The 3,231-nt window shown below is 63.9% G+C and carries 3 protein-coding genes; all 3 read right to left on the bottom strand.

Going from position 1 to position 3,231, the window contains the following annotated elements; all coding sequences use genetic code 11:
* Positions 1–121 precede the first annotated feature (121 nt).
* Positions 122–604, bottom strand: a complete 483-nt coding sequence (locus tag H5T60_13405; GenBank protein ID MBC7243427.1) for a cyclase family protein — start codon at positions 602–604, stop codon at positions 122–124.
* A gap of 168 nt (positions 605–772) precedes the next feature.
* Complete coding sequence (gene lepA / locus H5T60_13400) at positions 773–2,581, bottom strand: elongation factor 4 (protein MBC7243426.1); 1,809 nt, start codon at positions 2,579–2,581, stop codon at positions 773–775.
* A gap of 87 nt (positions 2,582–2,668) precedes the next feature.
* Positions 2,669–3,231 (bottom strand): hypothetical protein (locus tag H5T60_13395; protein MBC7243425.1); only part of this gene is annotated, 563 nt, incomplete at its 5' end.

Here is a 3,231-nt window from a genome sequence, read left to right as displayed (position 1 = left end):
ACCTGCCGGCGGAGGCCTAGCGTCCTTCGGCATCGCGCTGCGGGGTATAAGCCCTGATTGTCCAGCCCGGCGGTATACAAAGGCCCCGATGCAAACCATCGGGGCCTTTTCTCCAAGTTAATCAGCCGGCGCGCGGCCCTCGCTCCAGCACCGCCAGCACGCGGCAGAAGGAGCTGTCCAGCCCCCGCACCTTATACGGTGGGCACATCAGGAAGAACTCGCGCTGGGTGAGCGCGTCCAGGTTGCTGACGAACTCCACGAAGGGCACCTCGGTCCCCGGCCCCATCAGGATCTCGTGAAAGGCCCGCACCCCCTCCACGTCCTTCCCCAGGCGGATCATGTCCAGCACAATGAGCTTGACGCGGTGGTCGCGGAGCCAGCGGGCGGCCGCCGGCGTGAAATAGGGCAGGCGCTCCACATCGTCGGAACGCGGCCCGTCATTGCGGAAGACCACGATATCGCCCGGCCGGCAGATGTCCCCGATCTCCGCCTCCAGGTCGCCTGGCCGGATGGCCAGGTCGTTCCCTTTTAGGATGCGGCACAGCACTGCCCGGCCCATGAAATAGAGCGCCCTCGCCGAAAAAGTGGCGGGGGAATTCCACATGCGAGCCCACGTGGGAATGGGTCTGAATATCGTACTTGTAGGAGCCGTCGGGGAGCCGCGCCGGGCTTACCAGGAATGGACGATCCCCGCCCTGGCCGGCCTGCACCTCCCAGGACAGGTCCACCAGCTCAAAGGCGTTCCAGTCAATGTCGAACATAAGGGCGCTCCTTATTCATCTTCTTCGTCGAGACGCAGTACCGACATAAAGGCTTCCTGAGGAATCTCGATATTGCCCAGGGCTTTCATGCGTTTCTTGCCGGCCTTCTGCTTTTCCAGCAGTTTGCGCTTGCGGGTGACGTCGCCGCCGTAGCATTTGGCCAGCACATCCTTGCGCAGGGCCTTGATGTTGGCGCGGCTGATGACCCGCTTGCCGATGGCGGCCTGGATGGGTACCTCGAAGAGCTGGCGCGGGATGACGCGCTTCATCTTGCTGACCAGCCTCTGCCCCTTGTAATAGGCCTGGTCGCGGTGCACGATGACAGACAGGGCGTCCACCGGCTGTCCATTGACCAGCACGTCGATCTTCACCAGGTCCGCCGGCCGATAGCCCTCAAACTCATAGTCCAGGGAGGCATAGCCGCGCGAGACCGATTTCAGACGATCATAGAAGTCCACCACGATCTCCGCCAGGGGCAGGTGATAGCGCAGGACGACGCGCCGCTCGTCCAGGTATTCCATGTCGATGAACTCGCCCCGCCGGCTGGACACCAGCTCCATCACCGGGCCGATGTACTCCGTCGGGGTGAAGATGCTCACCTTCAGCCAGGGCTCGCGAATCTCGGCGATGCGCTCTTCCGACGGCAGTTTCGCCGGGTTGTCAATGGTGATGATACTGCCGTCCTTCAGTACTACCTCGTACTCGACGCTGGGGGAGGTGAACACGATGTCCAGGTCGTACTCCCGCTCCAGGCGCTCTTGGATGATCTCCATGTGGAACAGGCCGAGGAAGCCACAGCGAAAGCCGTATCCCAGGGCCTGGGAGGTCTCCGGCTCGTAGGTCAGGGAAGCATCGTTGAGCTGGAGCTTGGCCAGGGCATCGCGCAACAGCTCATAATCGTTGGGTTCGGAGGGGTACAGGCCGGCGAAGACCATGGGCTTGACCGGCCGGTAGCCGGGCAGGGGCATCTCCGCCGGCTGGTCGAACCTGGTGATGGTATCGCCCACATGCACGTCGCGCAGTTCCTTCAGCCCGGTGGCGATGTAGCCGACCTCGCCGGCCTCCAGGACATCTACCGCCTGCATATTGGGGCGGAAGATGCCGACCTCGAGGGCTTCGGCCTTGCGCCGGCTGGACATCAGCATCAACTGCTGTCCCGGGCGCACCTCGCCGTCCACCACGCGCACGTAGGCGATGACGCCTTTATACGGGTCGTAGTGGGAGTCGAAGATGAGTGCCCGCAGGGGCTGTTTGCGCATGCCGCGCGGGGGCGGCACGTCCCGCACCACGCGCTCCAGCACGTCTTTGATGCCGATGCCCTCCTTGGCGGAGACGCGCAGGACTTCTTCCGCCGGCGTCCCCAGGAGATGCTCCAGCTCCTGGGCCACCTCATCTGGGCGCGCCGAGGGCAGGTCAATTTTATTGACCGCCGGGATAATGGCCAGGTCCTGCTCCAGCGCCAGGTACAGATTGCCCAGGGTCTGGGCCTCTACGCCCTGGGTGGCGTCCACGATGAGCAGGGCGCCTTCGCAGGCGGCCAGACTGCGCGACACCTCGTAGGTGAAGTCCACATGCCCGGGCGTGTCAATCAGGTTCATCTCGTACTGCTGGCCGTCGTCGGCGGTATAGAGCATGCGCACCGCCGAGGCCTTGATGGTCACCCCTTTCTCGCGCTCCAGCTCCATCGAATCGAGCACCTGGTCCTGGAGCTCGCGCGCGCTGAGCGTACCGGTGTATTCGAGGAGCCGGTCCGCCAGGGTGGATTTCCCGTGGTCAATATGGGCGATGATGCAGAAATTGCGAATATATGCCTGATCCATGTACTTCCTTCCGTCGCGCCGGCGTACGCGCCGGCCGGCGATATACTTATTTTATTATATCGCGAATGGGTCAGAAGGGGAAAAAGTTCATGCCGCCGGCTCACGGGCCGGCTGTAGCTGTGCATCACGAAGCTCATAAAAGAGGATAGCATGGCCCTGACAGTGTGGGTTGTCGGTCAGCGCCCGCCAGAAAGAGGCGTAGGACTGCGGGTACAGCTCGCTGTTGCTGACGACGCGCCAGCGGCCGGCGTGGCGGAAGATGCACAGCACGTGGGCCGCCTGCTGGAGCGGCAGGCGCGTGGGGTCCAGTACCAGCGTGACGATATAAACCAGGTCTGGGGCGTCGGCGAACTGCAGGGCGCCCTGTGCCGCCAGGTAGGCCAGGCCGTCGCAGTCATCGGCGGCCTGGCCGTGGTGGGTCAACTGCCAGGCCAGGTGCTCCAGGCTGGGGAATATGTCGAAGGCGCCGGCCAGCGGGTCGGGGCGCCAGCGGGTGTGGGCGGCCAGCCAGCCGGCGAACTCCTCCAGGGAAGCGAAGGATGGCAGGAGAAACCGCTCCTTGGGTCGGAACAGATTGGCCAGGCGCGAGAGCGGCAGTTTCAGCCGGCGGAAGTACCAGCTCACCCATGTCACGTACGGCCGTACCAGCA

The organism is Anaerolineae bacterium (assembly GCA_014360855.1).
GTDB lineage: Bacteria > Chloroflexota > Anaerolineae > JACIWP01 > JACIWP01 > JACIWP01.
This window is presented reverse-complemented; position numbering and strand designations above follow the sequence as displayed.